Consider the following 16,362-nt stretch of genomic DNA (forward strand, 5'->3'; position numbering starts at 1 on the left):
CGCCCCGCTTGTCTTGAGTCTCAGAGTACCGGGAGGTTCCCATGCGCACCCAACGCATTCTTTTCGCATGTCTTTTTTCCGCCATCCCGCTTTCGGCGGATGCCAACAACCATCTGCTTCCGAGCGGCGGTGGAGTCGAGACGACTCCGGGCGCGGATGCAGGTTTCGTCGTCCTTCGCCAGCCGCGCGCCGACCATCGCATCACGATGACAGTGAGGCCGATCTCCGGACAGGGCGGCAATCCCGCCAACTGGAACTGGGAGCGGACGGAACCTGGCGGGGGCGGCTACGCGGCCGCGCGGACCATCCGCTGGAACGCGACCGCGTCCTGTTCCGAGGGGATCCAGTGGATCCGCATCACCGGGCCCGGAGGAACCCAGACGCAGACGCTGAATGGAACGCGCAACGCGATATCGGGGCATGTGAACTACGACAGCTTCGATCCCGATGCGCTGGACGCGGTCTGCATCGGCTGGGGCGAGGCCCAGAGCGGCGCCTGCTTCCAGAATCCCGACGAGGGCGGATGCGAAACCGAGCGGACGTTCGACGAAAACCATCGCGCCATCGTTCGGGGCAGCGCGCCCATCATGGTCAGCGGAGCCTGCACCGACGGGCCCATGCCCGACGAGACCTACCAGCCTCGCCTGGAACTGGTCTGCCGCTGGGATCCGTGACACGTGTCCACCGATTGACGAAGCCCCACGTGAGGGGCTTCGCCACAGCGATCGGCGCGCCGTACGATCAGCCGCCCTTCTGCTCATAGGCCGTGCCCCAGCCCCAAGCTCCCGAGCCAAAGCCGCGGGCGACCACGCGCTCGCGGTAGATGCCCGAGACCACGTCGCCGTCGCCGGCAAGCAGGGCCTTGGTCGAGCACATCTCGGCGCAGATGGGCAACTTGCCCTCGGCGATCCGGTTGCGCCCGTACTTGGCGAACTCGGCCTGCGAGTGGGTCTCTTCGGGGCCACCGGCGCAGAAAGTGCACTTGTCCATCTTGCCGCGCGACCCGAAGTTGCCGGCCTGCGGATATTGCGGCGCGCCGAACGGGCACGCGTAGAAGCAATATCCGCAGCCGATGCACAGATCCTTCGAGTGCAGGACGACGCCTTCCTCGTTCTGGTAGAAGCAATCCACCGGGCAGACGGCCATGCAGGGCGCGTCCGAACAATGCATGCACGCCACCGAGATCGAGCGCTCGCCGGGCGTCCCATCGGCAATCGTCACGACACGCCGACGGTTGATGCCCCACGGCACCTCATGCTCGTTCTTGCAGGCGGTCACGCAGGCGTTGCATTCGATGCAGCGCTCGGCGTCGCAGAGGAACTTCGCTCTTGCCATTGTCTCTCTCCCTTACGCCGCGGTGATCTTGCAGAGGGTGGCCTTGGTCTCCTGCATCTGGGTGACCGAGTCGTAGCCGTAGGTCTGGGCGGTGTTGGTGGATTCGCCCAGCACGTAAGGATCGGCACCATCGGGATACTTGTCCCTGAGGTCCTGACCCTGGAAGTGGCCGCCGAAATGGAATGGCATGAAGGCCACGCCCGCCCCGACGCGCTCGGTCAGCATGGCCATGACCTTGACCTTGCCGCCCTCCGGTCCTTCGACCCAGACCTGTTCGCCGTCGCGGATGCCCAGATTGTTGGCGTCGCGCGGATTGATCTCGACGAACATGTCCTGCTGCAACTCTGCCAGCCACGGATTCGACCGCGTCTCGTCGCCGCCGCCCTCGTACTCGACCAGACGACCGGAGGTCAGGATGATCGGGTAGTCACTGGCGAAATCCTTCTCCTGGATCGACGCGTACATCGTCGGCAGCCGATAGAACTTGCGGTCTTCGTAGGTCGGGTAGTCGGCCACCAGGTCACGCCGGTTGGTATAAAGCGGCTCGCGGTGGACGGGGACCGGATCGGGGAATGTCCAGACGACGGCGCGGGCCTTGGCATTGCCGAAGGGCGCGCAGCCATGCTTGATCGCGACCCGTTGGATACCGCCCGAGAGATCGGTCTTCCAGTTCACCGCGCTCGCCCGTTCGTTGAAGTCGGACGGGAAGGGCGACATGGACTGTTCGCCAACCTCTTCGTTCGAGGCTTGATCACCGCTGGCATCGGTCGTGCCGTCGGGTGTCGCGCCCTCCTGCAGATTGTCGAGCACGATGCCGGCTACCCGGGCGATCGAGCCCTTTTCCTCGTCGGTCAGATCGGCGTCCCAGCCAAGGTCCACCAGCATCTGGTAGGTGAACTCGGGATAGCCGTCCTGGATCTCGGACCCGACACTGGCGACACCATCCGCAAGAAGGTTGTCCCCGTCCCGTTCCACGCCGAAGCGGGCGCGGAAGGTCAGGCCGCCTTCGGCGACAGGCTTGGACATATCATAGAGGTTCGGCGTGCCGGGATGCTTCATCTCGGGCGTTCCCCAGCAGGGCCAGGGCATCCCGTAATAGTCGCCATCGGCGGGGCCACCATTCGCCCGCAGCGTCGTGCGATCGAAGGTGTGCTGGTTGGCCATGTGCAGCTTGATGCGCTCTGGACTCTGGCCGGTATAGCCGACCGTCCACATCCCGGCATTGAACTCGCGCGTGACCGACTCGATCACCGGGGTGATGCCGTCCTCTTCCATCTCGATGTTGCGGAAGAAGCGGTCGGCCCATCCGAACTTGTTGGCGAAAAGGCCGATGATCTCGTGATCGGTCTTGCTTTCGAAGAGCGGAGCGACGACCTGGTCGCGCCACTGGATCGAGCGGTTGGACGCCGTCACCGAGCCGCGGGTCTCGAACTGCGTGGCGGCGGGCAGCAGGTACACCCCGTCCGTCCGGTCATGCAGCACGGCGGAGACGGTGGGATACGGGTCGATCACGACCAGCATGTCCAGCTTCTCCATCGCCGTCTTCATCTCGGTCATGCGCGTCTGCGAGTTCGGCGCATGCCCCCACAACACCATCGCGCGCACATTGGCGGGCTGGTCCATGTTGGCCGGATCCTCCAGCACGCCGTCGATCCAGCGGCTGACAGGAATGCCGGTCAGGTTCATCAGCGGCTTCTCTTCGCCGTCGACCTCCGCCGTGGCGAACTGGCTCTTCAGCCAATCCAGATCCTCGCCCCAGACGCGAGACCAGTGACCCCAAGCGCCCTCGGACAAACCATAATAGCCGGGCAAGGTATGAGACAGCACACCGAGGTCGGTCGCGCCCTGCACATTGTCGTGGCCGCGGAAGATGTTCGTCCCGCCGCCTTCCGTGCCCATGTTCCCCAGCGCGAGCTGAAGGACACAGTAGGCGCGGGTATTGTTGTTGCCGTTGGTGTGCTGGGTGCCCCCCATGCACCAGATGACGGTGCCCGGACGGTTGTTGGCGAGTGTGCGGGCCACGCGCTTGAGCTGCGAGCCGGGAGTGCCGGTGACACGCTCCACCTCTTCGGGCGTCCAGCGTGCCACCTCCTCCCGGATCTGATCCATGCCCCAGACGCGGGTGCGGATGAATTCCTTGTCCTCCCACCCATTCTCGAAGATGTGCCAGAGGATACCCCAGACCAGCGCGACGTCGGTGCCGGGCCGGAAGCGGACATACTCATCCGCGTGGGCCGCGGTGCGGGTAAAGCGCGGGTCGCAGACGATCAGAGGCGCGTTGTTCTCTTCCTTGGCCTTCAGCACGTGCAGCAGCGAGACGGGGTGGGCCTCGGCGGGGTTGCCGCCGATGATGAAGATCGCTCGGCTCTTGTGGATGTCGTTGAAGCTGTTCGTCATGGCGCCGTAGCCCCACGTGTTCGCCACGCCGGCGACGGTGGTGGAGTGGCAAATGCGCGCCTGGTGGTCGACGTTGTTCGTGCCCCAATAGGCCGCGAACTTGCGGAAGAGATAAGCCTGCTCGTTATTGTGTTTGGCCGAGCCCAGCCAATAGACGCTGTCAGGACCGCTCTCGTCGCGGATCTGCATCATGCCGCCGCCGATCTCGTCGATCGCCTGCTCCCAGGAGATGCGCTTCCACTCGCCACCCTCCTTCTTCATCGGATATTTCAGCCGCCGCTCGCCATGGGCGTGCTCACGGACCGAAGCGCCCTTGGCGCAGTGCGCGCCTAGGTTGAAGGGGCTGTCCCAGCCGGGTTCCTGTCCGACCCAGACGCCGTCGGAAACTTCGGCGACGACGGTACAGCCGACAGAACAATGGGTGCAGACCGATTTGACGGTTTCGACCGCACCGGCCGCAGCGGTGGCGGCGGTTGCGGGGCGGACCGTCCCGCCGGTGGCGCCGATCGCGGCGAGGCCGCCGATCGCGAGGCCCGATCCGCGCAGGAACGCGCGGCGGTCGACCGAGGCGCCTGCGGCGCGGCTCAGGATCTTGGGGCGGTGGGTCTGACGGGCGGTTCCGTCTGTCTTCTTCCTCAGCATCGGGGTCTCCCTGGCTGGCCAGCGGCTGGCGGGGTGGGTCGGTCGCTCAGAAGCGGGCCGAGGCGTAGTAGGCGCGGGTATGGGCGGTGTCCTGCATCCGCTCGTCGGTCAGGTCGGGCTCGGCGGCCTGTGCGGCTTGTCCCGTCGCGGTGACGATCGCGGCAGCGGGTGCGGCGGCGACCGCAGCTTTCAGCATGCCCCGGCGCGTGGGGTTGGATGTGTCGGACATGGATCCCTCCTGTGTCATGCGGGTGCGGCCGCGCTCATGCGGAAACCTTCCGCTTCGATATCGAGAAAGGCACGTCCGAGCGTGCCGACGGAGGCGTAGAAGACGGAGTTCTTGGCCGCCTCCAGATCGCCGAAGAAATGTCGTGCCCAAGGGGCGATGTGCTTGTTGTGGAACTCTCGCTGGTCCTCCAGCGAGGCGGGGGGGCCGAACCGTCCGACGATCAACGCGGCCATCATCTCCAAAAGGGAGGCGATGTTGTCCTCGGGCTCGTAGACATTTTCCGACCGCGCCAGGCCCCGGGCTGCCATGTCCCTGCGCAGCGCGGCGAGTGGTTTCTCGTTCAGGAAACCTGTCAGATAGTAAGACGCATATGGCAGCAACTCGCCGCGGCCGAGGCCAATGAAGAGCTTGTTGAACTCAGTCTCCAGCGCGGCGGGCCTGGCCTTGGCAGCCATCCGGGCCAGCGCGTCGATGGCATCGCCGACCTCGCCACCGTCCCCCGTGAGGCCTGCGACCTGATCCAGAAGAAGCTGTTCAGGCGGGCGCGCAAGGAGAACGCCGAGAAAGTTGTATAGGTCGGCTCGGAGCCGATCCTCCGGCAGGATCTCGGCGGCACTCATGCAGCGTCACCCGGGAAAGTGAAGGCCATGCGGCGCGGAGCGGCCGCGACGGGCTCCGCCACGGCGACCGTCTCAGGCTCCGCCGCCAAGGGCTCATCGGTCGCGGTAACGGCCGGGCGTACCTCGTCCTCGGTGATGTCTTGCATCACGTCGGCCGGAGCATCCGGTGCGGCGTCCTCCTCGTCCTCCGCCTGGCGCGCCAGTTCCATCACATGCGCCGCCATGCCCTTGCCGACCTGATAGGCTGTGGACAGGTTTTCGACGACGGTGGCGGCATCGGTGAAATCCTCGCCGTAATCGACGAGGCCGTCGAGATTGGCGAGCGCGGGGTTCACTTTCCACAACTGCCGCAGCGCGCGGCGGCGGATCAATTCGGGCACACCTTCCCGAAGGAAGGCGGTCACCTCGTCACCGGCTTTCAGGCTTTCGGGCACGGGCAGGTCGAGCGCGTCCAGCGCTTCGGCCTCGTCCATATCCTCCAGCCTGGCGATCTCGGCCTTGACCTGCGCCTCACGCGCGGCGCGCGTCTCGACCTCAGCCTCGGCGGCAACGGCTTCGCGACGGCGAGACCAGAAATCGCTCATGCGACCTTCCCCCGGCGTGAGGTGGGCGAGCGATAAACATCGGCGATCTGGCGGATCCGCGCGTCGCCGATGCCATCCTCGACGACATCGATATCCTTGCGATCGCGGCGACGCTTCTTGAAGGGTTCCTCGACATGGTGCCGTGCGACGAAGTCCTCGACCCATTCAAGGATGGCGGCAGGCATCGGGATCTTCTCGACCAACTCCTCGCCCGACTCGGCATAGTCCTGTGCCTCGTAGGGCGAGGCCGTCAGCAAGACCAAGTCTTGCGGACGTCCACTGCCTTCCCGCATCACGGCGTAGAGGCAGGGCGTGCGGGCGGCGAGATTGTGGGCATAGGCCTCGGCCTCGGCCCCATGCAGTTCGAGCGTCAGCGTTCCCGCATGTATTTCCGCCACGTCGCCCTCTCGACGCAACTCTTTCCAATCCGCAGGGCCAGCACCGGGCAGAACGGAGGTCGCACGCCAGACCAAAGGAGCCCAGCGCGTGACGCCGGGCCGCTGGGTGAGGACGATGCCCATCGGCATCGCCTCGTATCTCTCGGGATCGCGGATCAAGGTGTGGTCGTCCTCCGTAGAGCGAATTGTGACTCCGGCAAGGGGGTGGGGCTACCCCCCACCTTGGTCGTAGATGCAGCCGCGAAACAACCGATCCGACATTGCGGCCCCCGCCTGAACCTGTAGCGTGTCGCCGCCAGGGAGGAGGGCCGCCATGACACGTCAGATCGTGCTCTGCGATTGCGCCGGCAGTCAGGACATCGACGCAGATGGTCTTTCGAGCGCGACCGGGCTGTCGGCCTCCAAGGCGTGCTCGCATCTTTGCACGCGTCAGATCGACGTGGCCGCCAAGGCGTTGAAGGCCGGGGACGCTTTGATCGCCTGCACGCAAGAGGCGGATACCTTTACCGCACTGGCCGAAGACCTGGGCCTGCCCGCCCCCGCGCTCGTCGATATCAGAGATCGCGCCGGTTGGACGGATGACGGGCGTCCGACGCTGCCCAAGATGGCGGCGCTCGTGGCGGAGGCACAGCTTCCAGCCGCGCCCCACCCCACATTGGACGTGATCTCGGAAGGACTGTGCCTGATCGCGGGCCCTGCGGATGTCGCCTTCGAGTCGGCCGACCGGCTGAAGGATCATCTGTCGGTCACCGTGCTCATTGGACCGGACGATGCGGCCGACCCGCCGATAGATCGCGGCTGGGACCTCGTGAAGGGGACGATCCGCAATGCGACCGGCTCCTTGGGACGGTTCAGTCTACGGCTCGATCGGTTGCAGCAACTGGATCCGGCGGGACGGGACCGGACCTTCACATCCCCGCGGGACGGCGCCGAATCCGCCTGCGATATCCTGGTCGACTTGCGCGGCGAACCACCCCTCTTTCCCGCGCCCGAAAAGCGCGATGGGTACCTGCGCGCCGACCCCGGACATCCGCAGGCCGTCGCGGACGTCATTCTGGCTGCCTCGCACCTGTCGGGGACCTTCGAGAAGACGCTGCACGTGCGGACCGAGCCGCTGCTTTGCGCGCATTCGCGGGCCGAGCAGGTCGGCTGCACACGGTGCCTGGACCTCTGTCCGACCGGGGCGATCACTCCGAACGGAGAGCATATCTCCGTCGATCCCCTGATCTGCGCGGGCTGTGGGGCATGTTCCGCCGCCTGTCCGTCAGGGGCGATCGCGCTGGATGCGCCACCGGTCGATGCGACGATGCGGCGGGTGCAGACACTTGCGACCGCCTACCGGATGGCAGGCGGCGACGCGCCGCGATTGCTGGTCGTCGACCCTCACGGCACCGAGATGATCGCATTGGCGGCACGCTATGGGCGTGGCCTGCCATCCGACGTCATTCCCATCGAGGTGGACGCCTTGAATGGGTTCGGGCATGCCGAGGCGCTTGCGGGTCTGGCTGCGGGTTTTGGCGCGGTGATCTGGTTGCCTGCCCCGCGCACCGACAGGGCCGCGCTGGATGCGCAGGTGGCGCTGACGCGCGCGCTTGCGCCGGATGCGTCGGCTCTCATCTTGGATGTGGGCGATCCCGATGCGATGGCGGACGCCCTGCGCAGCGATGCGCCTCCCGCGATCCAAAGCCCGATCCGTCCGATGGGCACTCGCCGCCAGATTGCCCGTCAGGCCGCCACGGCACTGAACGGCGGTGACGCGACCCTGCCTCTGCCCGACGGGGCGCCCTACGGTGCTGTTCTCGTCGACACCGAGGCCTGCACGCTCTGTCTGAGTTGCGTGTCGCTCTGCCCATCGGGAGCGCTCGGCGACAATCCGGACCGGCCGCAGCTCCGGTTTCAGGAAGATGCCTGCCTGCAATGCGGGCTCTGCGCCAACATCTGTCCCGAGGATGCGATCACGCTGGATCCGCGGATGGATACCAGTCCCGCCGCTCTCTCGCAGCGCGTGCTTCACGAGGAAGAACCGGCGCTCTGTATCGAATGCGGGGCTGCGTTCGGGGTCGCATCGACCATCGAGCGGATCGTGGCGAAGCTGGAAGGCCATTCCATGTTCGGCGGCGACCGCGCGCGCCTGATCCGGATGTGCAACGATTGCCGGATCGCCGCGCAGGTTCATTCCGCCGACAATCCCTTCGCAAGCAATCCGCGCCCCCGCCCCCGCACCACCGCGGACGAGTTGTCGAAGCGGCGGGATCACTGATGCTGCAACGGAGCGCCCAAATCCGCCGCCGGAAGATCGGCGACATAGGCCAAGATCGCGTCGAGATCTTCGAGCGTCATGTCGACGGGCGCGATGGGGGACGGACGATCGATCGGAAAGGGCGGCGTGACGTCCGCGATCTGCGTGAAGGCGGGATGCGGATTGAGGACATAGAAAGTCTCGAAGCGCTGCGGCCAGTCATCCAGCGTGCGAAGCACCATGAAGGACGGCGAGGATCCGATCGCGTTCAGGCGACCGGCTTCCTCGACCGCGTGGCAGCGGGCGCAATGAACGCGGGAGATATCCAGGCCGAGAAGGGCATCGCCCTCGAAGCCACGATCGGCCGGACCCGCGCTGATCGTGGGCGGGCCCGTAAAGAGCGGATCGCCGCCAGGTGCATAGCTCGTCACCGTTTTGCGGCCCGTCTCGGACAGAAGCCAGTCCACGAAGGCCGGTCCGTCAGGGTGATCTTCCACGGACCTGATGTGCCAGACCTGCGTCTGGCCCTCGAAGACGGCCTGCCCCGTCTCTCCGAGGACCAGATCGGCCGGCGCGTTCCCATTCACCTGTTCGATCCGGACCCCGTACTTGAGAGAATAGCGCGGGGCGACGTGATCGATCAGCCCGGTCTCGGCAAGCTGGTCCGGTACGGCCACCCGCAAGGGTTCTGCCAAGGCCGGCATGGCGATGCAGAAAGCGGCGATGGCAGAGAGACATCGAAGCATGCCGACAGGGTAGCCGTTCCACTCATCTCTTCAACCTTAAGCTGAAGGCAGATCCATGAGCGACGATTTCAACATGTCGATGCGCAAGTTCCTCAAGCAGGTCGGCGTTACCTCGCAGCAGGCCATCGAAGAGGCGATGCGTGAGAACGATACCGCCGGCAAGAGCTTTACCGCCCGGGCCGTCATCACGATCGATGGCCTCGATCTTGAGCACGTCGTCGAAGGCAAGATCGAAGGCGCGCAGTGATCGACCGTGAGACCGCCCTTGCGGCCCTGAAAGCCATCGAGACACCGGCAGGGGGGGACGTCGTATCGGCGGGCGTCGTTCGGGCGTTGACAGTGTCGGACGGCGCCGTCCGTTTCGTCATGGAGATCGACCCGGCGCAAGCACAGGCCTTCGAGCCGATCAAGACCGCTGCCGAAGCCGCGCTGAAAGCCGCGGGCGCTGACGCTGTCTCGATCGTCTTGACCGGCCACACCGAAAAGGCCCCGCCCGACGTTCGGATGGGCAAAAAATCGGAGCCTAAGGGACCAGAGCCCGTGCCGGGCATCGCGCGACTGATCGCCGTCGCCAGCGGGAAGGGCGGTGTCGGAAAGTCCACGGTCTCTTCGAACCTCGCCTGCGCGCTTGCGCAAAAGGGCCTGCGGGTCGGATTGCTGGACGCTGATGTCTACGGCCCTTCACAACCCCGTATGCTGGGCATCTCGGGCCGTCCAAGCAGCCCCGATGGCAAGACCATCCTCCCGATGCGCAACCACGGCGTCACCGCCATGTCGCTGGGCCTGATGACAAATGACGATCAGGCAGTGGTTTGGCGCGGTCCCATGTTGATGGGCGCGTTGCAGCAGATGCTGTTCCAGGTGCAATGGGGGGCCCTGGACGTCCTGTTGGTCGATCTGCCGCCGGGAACGGGGGACGTGCAGATGACGCTGGCCCAGAAAGCACGCGTCGATGGGGCCATCGTCGTTTCCACGCCGCAGGATGTCGCGCTGCTCGACGCCCGCAAGGGGATCGACATGTTCCAGCAACTCAACGTCCCGCTCCTCGGGCTGATCGAGAACATGAGCACGCACATCTGCTCCAAGTGCGGGCACGAGGATCCCGTTTTCGGTCATGGAGGGGTTGCGGCGGAGGCGCGAAAGCTGGGTGTCCCGCTGCTCGCCGAGATCCCTCTGCATATCGATATCCGGCTCGCCGCCGATGGAGGGGCGCCGATCGTCGTCAGCAAGCCCGAAAGCGCACAGGCCCGCGCCTTCCATCAGGTTGCGGATGCCCTGACGGAGAGCGTTCTGGCATGAACCTGCCGCCTCTGTTCCAAGGCGTCGAGGTGGAACATGACCCGCTCGCATACCTGCGTCAGCGGGCATCGGAGGGATGCGATGCGGGGTTGCTGGCATATCGTCTGACGGCACAGGATCTGTCGGCGGCTCTCGTCCTTGCGCCGGAAGTGCCGCTTTCCCAAGCGGTGGCGATGCTGCCGGTAGCGTCCGTTGGATTGCAGAATGCACTCGGCGCGATCGGTCCGCCGGAGGTTGCGGTTCATTTGGGCTGGGACGGCACGATCTACCTGAACGACGGAATATGCGGACACATTGCTATCACGGCAGATACCGACGTTCCGGAGGCGACACCGAATTGGTTGATCGTCAGCATAACGCTCGTCTTGCAGCCGAAGGAGGGGGAACAATCCCCGCCCACCGAAACCTCACTCGCAGCGGAGGGTTGCGGTGAAATCGACCCCGAACAGCTGTTGGAAGCGTGGGCTCGCCACACTCTCGTTTGGATCGACCGATGGGAGTCCGAAGGGCCGCGACCCGTCCATGCGGAGTGGTCCGGGCTACTCCGCGGCTTGCATGAAACGACGCCGGCGGGCACCTTTATCGGAACGGATGAGGCGTTTGGAATGCTGCTGCGTGATGCGGAGGGCCAGACGACCCTGGTCCCTCTGACAACCCATCTGGAGCGGCCATGAGACTTGCCCGCGCGATCCACTTCGATGAGAGCGACCAGCGCGTTTTCGCCAGCCCGGCACGAACCGGCGAATGGTGCATCTCGGGCGGGTTCGAATTCTCCGATTGGACAGAGGCCGATCTCACGGGCAAGCCGAGGCAGGCATTCGCGAATGGATGGTTTGGGCTGGAAACCTTTGGCCGCGTCACCTTCGTCGCCGTGACTGAAGCCACGCAGGTCGAGATCGACGCGCTGACCGATGCTTTGGCCGCACATTTCGTCACCTATTATGGCGCACCTTCCATCGAGGCCGCCCGTCCGGTCGCCATGGAGGAGGTGCGCCACATGGCCGAGCTCTGTGACGATCATGCGCCGAATACCCTTCTGACAGTTGCCAGAGAGCTGACACCGTCGGGCGTGCGCGAAGCGTTTCGAGTCATCGAACCGCGCGAAGCCGGGCTCGACCAGTTCGCGATCCACGGCTCGCCCGACGGGTGACGCCTATTCGTCGCGCGGCTGGGCGTTGAAGACGAAGAGCTGTTCGCCCGCGATCCTGTAATCGTCGATCAGCGCCTGCGCGGTGGCCGATGTCAGCCAGTCTTCGAGCGTTGCGGCCGCATCCGCCTTCACGTGCGCGTGACGAGCAGCGCTCACGGGAAGGTAGGCATATTGATTGAACAGGACAGGATCACCTGAATAGAGCAACTCCATCCCGTCCTTATTGCCGAAGTTCAGCCAGGATGCGCGATCCGACAGGATATAGGCGCCCAATCCCGCGGCCGTGTTGAGGGCCGCGCCCATACCGGCGCCGACCTCACGATACCAACCCTCATCGATCGACGCATCGGATGCGGCCCAGAGGGACAGCTCCATCTTGTGGGTTCCGCTATCGTCGCCTCGGCTCACGAAGGGGACGCGCGTGCTGGCGATCCGTTCCAGCGCGACGACGGCACTTTCAGATGCGGAGATGCCGGCGGGATCCTCGCGCGGCCCGACCAAGACGAAGTCGTTGTACATTATCTCTCGCCGGTGGGTTCCGAAACCGTTGGCGACGAAGGCGTCCTCGGCTGCCCGAGAATGAACGAGGATCGCATCGACATCGCCGGCCTCGCCAAGGCGGATCGCCTGCCCGGTCCCGACAACCAAGAGCTGAACCTCGAGACCCGTATCCCGCTCTATCGCAGGCAAGAGCACATCAGAGAGGCCGGAATTATGGAATGAGGTCGTGACCGCAAGCCGCATCGTCTCGGCTTGAGCCACAGCTCCGACACATGCGAACACCATCGCGACGAGGAGTCTGATCATTCGACGATATCTCCATTCAGGAAAGCGCGTGCCGATGGGGTTTGTGGATCCGTCAGGAAATTGGCTGCAGGCCCACTCTCATGCAAGCGGCCCCGGTGCAAAAACCATATCTCATCCGCAAGCCGGCGGGCCTGCCCCATATCGTGGGTCGACATCACGATCCGTGTTCCCGAAGCCGCGGCTTCCAGGAGCAGGGCTTCGATCTCTCGGATCGCGGATCCATCGAGAGAGGCACAGGGCTCATCAAGGAAGACGAGGTCTGGCTCGATGACGAGGGCGCGGGCGATCGCGAGCTTCTGGGACTCGCCTCCGGAAAGGTCCGTTCCCGGACGATCTGCCATCTCGTCGAGACCGACCCGCCTGACCCAGGCCATTGCCCGTTCGCGCGCAACGCCCCGCGCCACGCCGCGAAGTCTGAGTGGGAAGGCCACATTCGCGAGCACCGAGCGATGCAGGACCACCGGGCGTTGAAATACGAACGCCTGACGTTTGCGCGCCTCATCCATGGGACAGGCCCATTCGATCCCTCCCTCGGAAAGGCGGGCAATGCCATGCAGCATCCTGAGAAGGCTGGTCTTTCCCGAGCCGTTTGGACCGATCACGATCGTGATCCCCATCCCTTCCAGTCTTACGTCGATGGGTCCCGCGAGGATCTTTCCACGGCGTCGCGTGACCGCCCCTCGAACATTGAGCGGAAGAAGTGTCACCAACGGCCCTCTACCTCTGTTCGGCCAAGGCGATGGATTGCCAGATTAACTGCAACCGCAAGTCCTATGAGGACGAAGCCGAGACCGAGTGCGAGGGCGAAGTCTCCGCGCCCCGTTTCAAGCGCGATCGCTGTCGTCAGGACACGGGTCGCGTTATCGATGTTGCCACCGACGATCATGATCGCCCCCACCTCGCCGATCGCCCGGCCGAAGCCGGCCAGTGCGGCTGTCAGGAGCGCCCTTCGAGCGTCCCAAAGCAAGGCCCGAATCCGCTGCCCTTGCGTCGCGTTCATCGAGATCAGCAGATCGTGATACTGCGCCCAGAGATCTCGCAACGATTGATGTGCGATCGACGCGATCAACGGGACGATGATGATGACCTGGGCGATGATCATCGCAGTCGGCGTGAACAGCAGACCCAGCACACCGAACGGTCCGCTTCGCGATAGAAGGACGTAGACGATCAGGCCGACGACAACTGGCGGCAGGCCCATCAGGGCATTCAGCACCGCAATGACGAGCCGACGCAGTCTGAACCGCCTGACCGAGAGGAGTGCGGCGACCGGGAACGCAATAAAGCATGCAATCACGAGCGCTGTGAGAGTCACCTGCAACGATCGGAGGGTGATCTCGACGAGTTCCGGGTCGAGCGTGATCACAAGCCAGCCGGCTTGAACCAGTCCGTCCCACAAGTCGTTCATCGGGCCCCTCCCGATCGCGGACGTTATGGGTTACGCGGCCCGGACGGAAGGCGCCCGCCACGAAAAACGCCGCCTGAGGGCGGCGCTTTCGGCTGGTTGCGGGGGCTTGCAACTCACGATTTCTGCGGTTGGTCGAGAGCGTGGTCCCGCGGCTTGCGGCGTAGAAGTGGCCACCAAATCGTGCAACAGGGCCAACAGTGCTCTTTCAACCCTCGCGACGACAAAGGGGAGAGCCGAGACATCCTGTGCACGCGATCCGCACATGCAGCACCCCAACCGCGCTAAATTGCTGTGGCTTCGGTCCGATTCCCCATGGCAGTTGCATGTTCGGGTACCGCAAGTCGCACCACAACTCCGGCCGTAAGATCACAAAGGGCACCCGGCCGTCCTGAATAGCTCCCAGAGACCGGCACGAGATGATGAATGTCGCGACCGACTGCAACTGGAATCAGGTTCTGCGACCCGACGCTTCGGTTCGTTGGATCAAAGGCAATCCAACCAGCCCCTGGGACAAATATCTCGACCCAAGCATGCGTAGACCCTGAACCCAGCGACCCAACGAGGCTCATTTCGGGATCGGACAGATAGCCGGAGACGATGCGAGCTCCCAGGCCAAGACGGCGGGCTGCCTCTGCAAGCAGGACCGCGAAGTCGCGACACGAGCCCCATCGCCGGTCGAGCGTCTCGATCGGTGACTGGGTGCCTTCAGTGTCGCGGCTTTGGTAGGCAATCTGGGTGAACACACCATTGCTGATGTCCTTCAGCAGAGACAGCGTGTCGGTCGGACGCGCCATGACAAATCCCTCGACCCATCGGGAAAGCCGGCCGTCCGGGTCGGGGTATTGCGGAACAGTCAACGCGCCCAGATCAGTCCATTCGTCGGCAGCGTAGACAAAGGGGTAACTGGCAGCCGAGGCAGCTATGGCAAAGACCGGCCACGCAGGCGCGGTGAGCTCCACGGTGGCGCGGCTCTCGATCACCAGATGATCTGTCAGGCCGTCAAAAACAGCGGTGGCGACAGCGTTGCCGGCCACGTCGTGCGCCCAAGTCACCGTCGCCGTCGGAGAAATGGAGAGGGCATGTGCCAGTAGTCGCAGTTCCCTTGTTTCTCGGGGACGTAGCATCGCCCGATGGGGTCCAAGAGGGACCTTTTGACGGTATCTGTAGGTCGTGGTGTGAACGATCTCGAGGCAGGCCAAAATGATGTTCCAGTCAGGATTGAGGAAGACGGCGCGCGGCTGCGGGGATCAGCGGCGGCGAGATGCGCCCGCGCTGACGGGCGCGGCGTTCCGCCAGGCATTCAACCCCTTGCAGCGTCGGCAAATCCGTTCTCCGAAGCCTTCGCTCCAGAACGAGGTTTCGCATCGCAGGCATCGGCGTTCTTGCGGAACATCACCCACGGCCCTTGGGGTCGCGATATTCGGTACGTCACCCTCGGCGAGGGCCTTGTCCGCCATCACGTTTTCCCCGCAGCCAGACGGGTGCGCAAGGACGGCGGCCAGTCCGGTTGTGAAGGCATGCCTTCGTTTTCGGCGGTCCGGATCGACTCTTCGTCCCGCGCTCCTCGGGCGGGCGTCTTCGAAGGCGGCGCAGCCAGGGTCGGATCGGACGTCCCAGACCGGGAATAGAGATGTCGCAGGTGCGCCTCGGAGACCCCGTCGGCCTTCATCACGAGCTGCACCATCGGATCAGCGAGCATATCTTCAAGGAAAATGTCGGACAGCTCCCTGCCGGTCAGCTTGTCTTTGGCGCGTGCTTGGTCGAAGTCGGCAAGGGAAACGGTCAGAGTGCGTGCAAGTCCCGGATGAGATATCCTGGGAAGAAGCTTCACGAGGACGGAGGCTTTCCAGGCTGCGGGATCCCGTTGATCAGGGGGTGAAGCCACCTCCGTTTCGATCTCGTACTCTCCCGCTGGGAGCGTCTCGTCAAATCCGGGAACGGTGAAGGGCCGGGAAAAGACTGCAACGGATTTACTCGTCAGATCTTCCATTCGCGCGTTCCTTTCCCATGGTGCTGTGGGTGGTCCGCGCCCCTCACGGGAAATGAGGCGCGTAACCGGTGTACACCCTCAAGATGTCTTGGACTTGGCGGGTGCATCCTTGCCAGAAGCCTTGGGCTCGGTCTCCTTGGCAGGGGTCGTCGCTGTTTTCGCCGGCTTGGGCTTTAGCGCAGCCGCAGCCCTGGCGGTCAGGTCCTTGAAGGACATGTCATCGATCCGTTGATTATCCGACGCCAACTCCTCGTCCATGTCGGACCGGGATACCTGACGTCGGCAATACATATATGGGGGCCGGCGACCGGAATTACGATGGCGCGTGGGAAACGAAGCCAAGGTCGATCAGGCCAATTCATCCGTCCAGACCTTGAATTCCATCAATGTGTTCTGGCCGAATGTTTGGGTCAGAGGGACATCGGCAGCATCGCGGCCCCGCGCGATCAGGATTCTCGCATCCTGAGGTGCTCCCCGGAAATTGGACACTGACGGAAGCTACGGTCTGAGGTCATCCT

The 16,362-nt window shown here is 64.4% G+C and carries 19 protein-coding genes; 6 read left to right on the top strand and 13 right to left on the bottom strand.

Features of this window, described 5'->3' with window-relative positions; translation table 11 throughout:
• The first annotated feature begins 41 nt into the window (after nt 1-41).
• A complete protein-coding gene (locus jaqu_RS12770) occupies nt 42-674 on the top strand; it encodes a hypothetical protein (RefSeq protein ID WP_043919382.1) in 633 nt (210 codons plus the stop codon).
• Nucleotides 675-741: 67 nt separating this feature from the next.
• On the opposite strand, the gene fdh3B is transcribed toward jaqu_RS12770, so the two are convergent.
• From fdh3B to jaqu_RS12800, 6 genes are read right to left on the bottom strand one after another with little or no spacing between them, the layout of a single operon-like run.
• The gene (gene fdh3B, locus jaqu_RS12775) at nt 742-1,335 is read right to left on the bottom strand and encodes a formate dehydrogenase FDH3 subunit beta (RefSeq protein ID WP_043919383.1); all 594 of its coding nucleotides are present in this window, start codon (nt 1,333-1,335) and stop codon (nt 742-744) included.
• Nucleotides 1,336-1,347: 12 nt separating this feature from the next.
• Nucleotides 1,348-4,374: a formate dehydrogenase subunit alpha gene (locus tag jaqu_RS12780; RefSeq protein ID WP_043919384.1), complete on the bottom strand. Its 3,027-nt coding sequence runs from the start codon at nt 4,372-4,374 to the stop codon at nt 1,348-1,350.
• Nucleotides 4,375-4,420: 46 nt separating this feature from the next.
• On the bottom strand, nt 4,421-4,603 hold the full coding sequence (locus jaqu_RS12785) for a twin-arginine translocation pathway signal protein (protein ID WP_089268441.1): 183 nt from the start codon (nt 4,601-4,603) through the stop codon (nt 4,421-4,423).
• Between the two features lie 14 nt (nt 4,604-4,617).
• A complete protein-coding gene (locus jaqu_RS12790) occupies nt 4,618-5,223 on the bottom strand; it encodes a TorD/DmsD family molecular chaperone (RefSeq protein ID WP_043919386.1) in 606 nt (201 codons plus the stop codon).
• Nucleotides 5,220-5,807 carry a DUF3306 domain-containing protein gene (locus tag jaqu_RS12795; protein WP_043919387.1) on the bottom strand — a complete coding sequence of 196 codons (588 nt, stop codon included), beginning with the start codon at nt 5,805-5,807 and terminating at the stop codon, nt 5,220-5,222. Before jaqu_RS12795 ends, jaqu_RS12790 begins: the two co-directional genes overlap by 4 nt.
• Nucleotides 5,804-6,364 (bottom strand): DUF3305 domain-containing protein, encoded by a 561-nt coding sequence (locus jaqu_RS12800; RefSeq protein ID WP_316243066.1) that lies wholly within the window; start codon nt 6,362-6,364, stop codon nt 5,804-5,806. The genes jaqu_RS12795 and jaqu_RS12800 overlap by 4 nt, the downstream gene beginning before the upstream one ends.
• Before the next feature lie 154 nt (nt 6,365-6,518).
• On the opposite strand from jaqu_RS12800, the gene jaqu_RS12805 reads away from it, so the two are divergent.
• Nucleotides 6,519-8,465 (top strand): 4Fe-4S binding protein, encoded by a 1,947-nt coding sequence (locus jaqu_RS12805; protein ID WP_043919388.1) that lies wholly within the window; start codon nt 6,519-6,521, stop codon nt 8,463-8,465.
• On the opposite strand, the gene jaqu_RS12810 is transcribed toward jaqu_RS12805, so the two are convergent.
• A complete protein-coding gene (locus jaqu_RS12810) occupies nt 8,459-9,190 on the bottom strand; it encodes a cytochrome c family protein (protein ID WP_043919389.1) in 732 nt (243 codons plus the stop codon). The two genes, jaqu_RS12805 and jaqu_RS12810, sit on opposite strands and share 7 nt — an antisense overlap.
• A gap of 55 nt (nt 9,191-9,245) precedes the next feature.
• Between jaqu_RS12810 and jaqu_RS12815 the strand changes: the two genes are divergently transcribed.
• The 4 genes from jaqu_RS12815 to jaqu_RS12830 are packed head-to-tail and all read left to right on the top strand — an operon-like array spanning nt 9,246 to nt 11,639.
• Nucleotides 9,246-9,437 (top strand): DUF6494 family protein, encoded by a 192-nt coding sequence (locus jaqu_RS12815; RefSeq protein ID WP_043919390.1) that lies wholly within the window; start codon nt 9,246-9,248, stop codon nt 9,435-9,437.
• Complete coding sequence (locus jaqu_RS12820; protein ID WP_043919391.1) at nt 9,434-10,489, top strand: Mrp/NBP35 family ATP-binding protein; 1,056 nt, start codon at nt 9,434-9,436, stop codon at nt 10,487-10,489. Before jaqu_RS12815 ends, jaqu_RS12820 begins: the two co-directional genes overlap by 4 nt.
• Entirely contained in the window at nt 10,486-11,163 is a 678-nt protein-coding gene (locus tag jaqu_RS12825) for a biotin/lipoate--protein ligase family protein (protein WP_043919392.1), read from the top strand. The genes jaqu_RS12820 and jaqu_RS12825 overlap by 4 nt, the downstream gene beginning before the upstream one ends.
• On the top strand, nt 11,160-11,639 hold the full coding sequence (locus jaqu_RS12830; RefSeq protein WP_043919393.1) for a DUF6505 family protein: 480 nt from the start codon (nt 11,160-11,162) through the stop codon (nt 11,637-11,639). Before jaqu_RS12825 ends, jaqu_RS12830 begins: the two co-directional genes overlap by 4 nt.
• Before the next feature lie 3 nt (nt 11,640-11,642).
• Here the strand turns inward: jaqu_RS12830 and jaqu_RS12835 are convergent, their stop codons facing one another.
• The 6 genes from jaqu_RS12835 to jaqu_RS12865 all read right to left on the bottom strand — a co-directional run bounded on the left by jaqu_RS12835 (nt 11,643) and on the right by jaqu_RS12865 (nt 16,102).
• Nucleotides 11,643-12,446, bottom strand: coding sequence for a substrate-binding domain-containing protein (locus jaqu_RS12835; RefSeq protein ID WP_043919394.1), 804 nt, complete (start codon nt 12,444-12,446; stop codon nt 11,643-11,645).
• Nucleotides 12,443-13,156 carry an ATP-binding cassette domain-containing protein gene (locus tag jaqu_RS12840; RefSeq protein WP_236687852.1) on the bottom strand — a complete coding sequence of 238 codons (714 nt, stop codon included), beginning with the start codon at nt 13,154-13,156 and terminating at the stop codon, nt 12,443-12,445. The genes jaqu_RS12835 and jaqu_RS12840 overlap by 4 nt, the downstream gene beginning before the upstream one ends.
• Nucleotides 13,150-13,854: an ABC transporter permease gene (locus tag jaqu_RS12845; protein ID WP_043919395.1), complete on the bottom strand. Its 705-nt coding sequence runs from the start codon at nt 13,852-13,854 to the stop codon at nt 13,150-13,152. The genes jaqu_RS12840 and jaqu_RS12845 overlap by 7 nt, the downstream gene beginning before the upstream one ends.
• A gap of 281 nt (nt 13,855-14,135) precedes the next feature.
• Nucleotides 14,136-15,053: a transglutaminase family protein gene (locus jaqu_RS12850; RefSeq protein WP_043919396.1), complete on the bottom strand. Its 918-nt coding sequence runs from the start codon at nt 15,051-15,053 to the stop codon at nt 14,136-14,138.
• A 257-nt stretch (nt 15,054-15,310) separates the two neighbouring features.
• Nucleotides 15,311-15,844 carry a hypothetical protein gene (locus jaqu_RS12860; protein ID WP_043919398.1) on the bottom strand — a complete coding sequence of 178 codons (534 nt, stop codon included), beginning with the start codon at nt 15,842-15,844 and terminating at the stop codon, nt 15,311-15,313.
• Nucleotides 15,845-15,922: 78 nt separating this feature from the next.
• Nucleotides 15,923-16,102 carry a hypothetical protein gene (locus tag jaqu_RS12865; protein WP_043919399.1) on the bottom strand — a complete coding sequence of 60 codons (180 nt, stop codon included), beginning with the start codon at nt 16,100-16,102 and terminating at the stop codon, nt 15,923-15,925.
• Nucleotides 16,103-16,362: the final 260 nt, after the last annotated feature.

This window comes from Jannaschia aquimarina, assembly GCF_000877395.1.
GTDB classification, from domain to species: Bacteria; Pseudomonadota; Alphaproteobacteria; order Rhodobacterales; family Rhodobacteraceae; genus Jannaschia; species Jannaschia aquimarina.

Excerpts from the sequence above, each read along its gene's own strand:
- jaqu_RS12770 (WP_043919382.1), top strand. The coding sequence starts at position 42 with ATGCGCACCCAACGCATTCTTTTCGCATGTCTTTTTTCCGCCATCCCG.
- fdh3B (WP_043919383.1), bottom strand. The coding sequence starts at position 1,335 with ATGGCAAGAGCGAAGTTCCTCTGCGACGCCGAGCGCTGCATCGAATGC.
- jaqu_RS12780 (WP_043919384.1), bottom strand. The coding sequence starts at position 4,374 with ATGCTGAGGAAGAAGACAGACGGAACCGCCCGTCAGACCCACCGCCCC.
- jaqu_RS12785 (WP_089268441.1), bottom strand. The coding sequence starts at position 4,603 with ATGTCCGACACATCCAACCCCACGCGCCGGGGCATGCTGAAAGCTGCG.
- jaqu_RS12790 (WP_043919386.1), bottom strand. The coding sequence starts at position 5,223 with ATGAGTGCCGCCGAGATCCTGCCGGAGGATCGGCTCCGAGCCGACCTA.
- jaqu_RS12795 (WP_043919387.1), bottom strand. The coding sequence starts at position 5,807 with ATGAGCGATTTCTGGTCTCGCCGTCGCGAAGCCGTTGCCGCCGAGGCT.
- jaqu_RS12805 (WP_043919388.1), top strand. The coding sequence starts at position 6,519 with ATGACACGTCAGATCGTGCTCTGCGATTGCGCCGGCAGTCAGGACATC.
- jaqu_RS12810 (WP_043919389.1), bottom strand. The coding sequence starts at position 9,190 with ATGCTTCGATGTCTCTCTGCCATCGCCGCTTTCTGCATCGCCATGCCG.
- jaqu_RS12815 (WP_043919390.1), top strand. The coding sequence starts at position 9,246 with ATGAGCGACGATTTCAACATGTCGATGCGCAAGTTCCTCAAGCAGGTC.
- jaqu_RS12825 (WP_043919392.1), top strand. The coding sequence starts at position 10,486 with ATGAACCTGCCGCCTCTGTTCCAAGGCGTCGAGGTGGAACATGACCCG.
- jaqu_RS12830 (WP_043919393.1), top strand. The coding sequence starts at position 11,160 with ATGAGACTTGCCCGCGCGATCCACTTCGATGAGAGCGACCAGCGCGTT.
- jaqu_RS12835 (WP_043919394.1), bottom strand. The coding sequence starts at position 12,446 with ATGATCAGACTCCTCGTCGCGATGGTGTTCGCATGTGTCGGAGCTGTG.
- jaqu_RS12845 (WP_043919395.1), bottom strand. The coding sequence starts at position 13,854 with ATGAACGACTTGTGGGACGGACTGGTTCAAGCCGGCTGGCTTGTGATC.
- jaqu_RS12860 (WP_043919398.1), bottom strand. The coding sequence starts at position 15,844 with ATGGAAGATCTGACGAGTAAATCCGTTGCAGTCTTTTCCCGGCCCTTC.
- jaqu_RS12865 (WP_043919399.1), bottom strand. The coding sequence starts at position 16,102 with ATGGACGAGGAGTTGGCGTCGGATAATCAACGGATCGATGACATGTCC.